Origin of the sequence: Streptomyces sp. NRRL F-5755, assembly GCF_001279365.1 — a bacterium.
Classification (GTDB): Bacteria; Actinomycetota; Actinomycetes; order Streptomycetales; family Streptomycetaceae; genus Streptomyces; species Streptomyces rimosus.
This window is the reverse complement of sequence record NZ_LGCW01000141.1, coordinates 1-2,107: the sequence shown is the minus strand read 5'-3', so window position 1 is coordinate 2,107 and position 2,107 is coordinate 1. Positions and strand designations below refer to the sequence as shown.

Annotated in this window: 2 protein-coding genes and 1 pseudogene; 1 reads left to right on the top strand and 2 read right to left on the bottom strand. The window is 75.7% G+C overall.

Annotation, left to right across the window (positions count from 1 at the left end):
* Both mycP and ADK86_RS15380 read right to left on the bottom strand, forming a co-directional pair.
* The coding region (gene mycP, locus ADK86_RS15385) for a type VII secretion-associated serine protease mycosin (protein ID WP_053697093.1) at positions 1-999 on the bottom strand (999 nt) is incomplete at its 3' end.
* Positions 996-1,967 carry a hypothetical protein gene (locus tag ADK86_RS15380; protein WP_234345875.1) on the bottom strand — a complete coding sequence of 324 codons (972 nt, stop codon included), beginning with the start codon at positions 1,965-1,967 and terminating at the stop codon, positions 996-998. The genes ADK86_RS15380 and mycP, both read right to left, overlap by 4 nt.
* Before the next feature lie 61 nt (positions 1,968-2,028).
* Here ADK86_RS15380 and ADK86_RS44490 point away from each other — a divergent pair.
* Positions 2,029-2,107 (top strand): annotated as a pseudogene (locus ADK86_RS44490) (CoA-transferase); the annotation flags it as partial.

Genomic DNA, 2,107 nt, shown 5'->3' with positions numbered 1-2,107 from the left:
GGCCGGCTTGAGGGTGTTGCCCTCTTTTATCGCGGCGGCCGGGTCGACCATGCCTGCGCCCAGTTCGTCGTTGCGGCCGCCTTCGGGGGCGTCCTGGGCGGTGTCGGTGAGGAGCTGTTTGATCTGGGCGGGGCTCAGGTCGGGGTGGGCGGCGCGGATCAGGGCCACCGCGCCGGAGACGAAAGCGGACGCGGCGCTGGTGCCCCAGCCCTCGTAGTACTTGCGGTCGGGGTTGGCGATGACCACGCCGACGCCGGGCGCGCAGACCGTGGCGTACCAGCGGCGGGGGGGGAAGTTGGCGCGGGGGCCCCCCTGGGCGACGGCGGTCACGGCGATCACGCCGGGGTAGGCGGCGGGGTAGGAGACGTGGTCGCCGTCCTTGCCGCCGTTGCCGGCCGAGGCGATGACGGGGACGCCCTTGCCCAGCGCGTACTGGATGGCGGCGTCCTCGCGGGGCTCGGGGTGCGCGGAGCTGCTGTCGTCGCCGAGGGACAGGTTGATCACGTCGGCGCCGTGGTCGGCGGCCCAGCGTATGCCGTCGGCGAGGGCGCCCGCGCGCTCGGCGCGGGCGCGTTTGCGCTCCGGGTCGCTGTCTTCGAGGATCACCCGGACCGGCAGGATCTTCGCCTCGGGCGCCACGCCGATCACGCCGTCGGCCCGGTCGGCGCCGTGGCCGTGGCCGGCGATGATGCCGGACATCGCGGTGCCGTGCTCCGCCCACGCCTTGTCGCCGGGGCTCGCCCCGAAGCCGACCAGGTCGTTGTCGGGCAGTACCTGGCCCTGGAGGTCGGGGTGGCTCGCGTCCACGCCGGTGTCCAGGACGGCGACGGTGATGCCTTCGCCCTTGGTGGTCTCCCAGGCGTCCTGTGTGTTCATGGCCTTGAGCGCCCATTCCTGGGCCCGTATGCCGTCGGCGTGGGCGGGCAGCGCGGGCAGGACGGTCAGCGCGGCGGCGGACAGCGCGACGCCGGCGGCGCGCAGCAGGGGCCTCCTGGTCATTGCGGCTCCGTGGTTCCCTTGGCGGCCTGCTTGCGGAAGGTCTGCTCGATGCGGTCGGTGACGGCTTTCGCGTCGTGGCCGAGTCCGGCTTCGGCGGGGGCGGTGGTGGCGCCGGTACGAGTGGCCTCGGCGGCGGGCTGCGGGTCGTCGACCGTACGGCCGTCGGCGAAGCCGGAGACGCCGTAGACGACGACGGGCAGGTCGTCGAGGACGCGGATGCTCCAGCTGGCGCGCTGGGCGGGCCCGAAGCCGGCGGCGGGGGTGCCCTTGGCGGCGTACGGGCGGGGCATCAGGTCCCTACGGGTGTCCAGGTGCTCCTTGGCGAAGCGGCGGCGCAGATCCTGCATGCCGGTGCGGTCGGCCTTGGTGGAGACGGCACCGACGGTGATGACGCTGGTGCGGGTGGCGTCGACGTAGGTGGCGCGTACCAGGCGGTTGCAGCCCACCGGGGCGAGCGCCTTGGTCAGCAGCGGATCGAAGGCGCCCGCGCAGCCGCTGTCGGGCGCGACGGCGATACGGATCCAGGTGCGGTCCGCGCCGCCGGGGCCGGTGCCCAGGCCGTTCAGGGTGGGCGGGAAGAGCGTGTCGACGGGGGCGCTGTGCCAGGTTTCGCGGCCGTGCGCGAAGACCGCCTCGGCGGCGGGGCTGCCGTTGGCGTCGTCGGCGAGCCAGGTGCCTGCGGCGGCGCCCGCGACGAGGCCGACGCCGAGCACCAGTCCGGCGGCGGCCAGCGCGGTGCGCCGCACGGAGCGGTGCGGGGCCGGCGGCGTGTACGGCGGGGTGGCGGGAGGCGGCGGCACGAGGGGGCCGGTGAGGGGGCGGCCGGTGGGGGGCGGCAGGTCGTCGGGGGCGGCCTCGTCTTCCGTACGCGCGGTGCCGGGGCGCTTCGGGTCGCCGTTCCAGAGCGCTCCGCTGTTGGCGAGGTGGAAGGCGGCGGTGTCGCGGGGCGCGGCGGAACGGTCCGTCACGGTCTGGGGCGGGACGGACGGTTTGTCCGCGGGCGGCGTCGCGGGGGCGCGGGTGGGGGGGGGCTGGCTCCCCTTCCGCCGCCATCTGGCGCTGGTCGCCACGGGCCGCCGGCACGTCATGATGGGCGCGAGCCAGATCG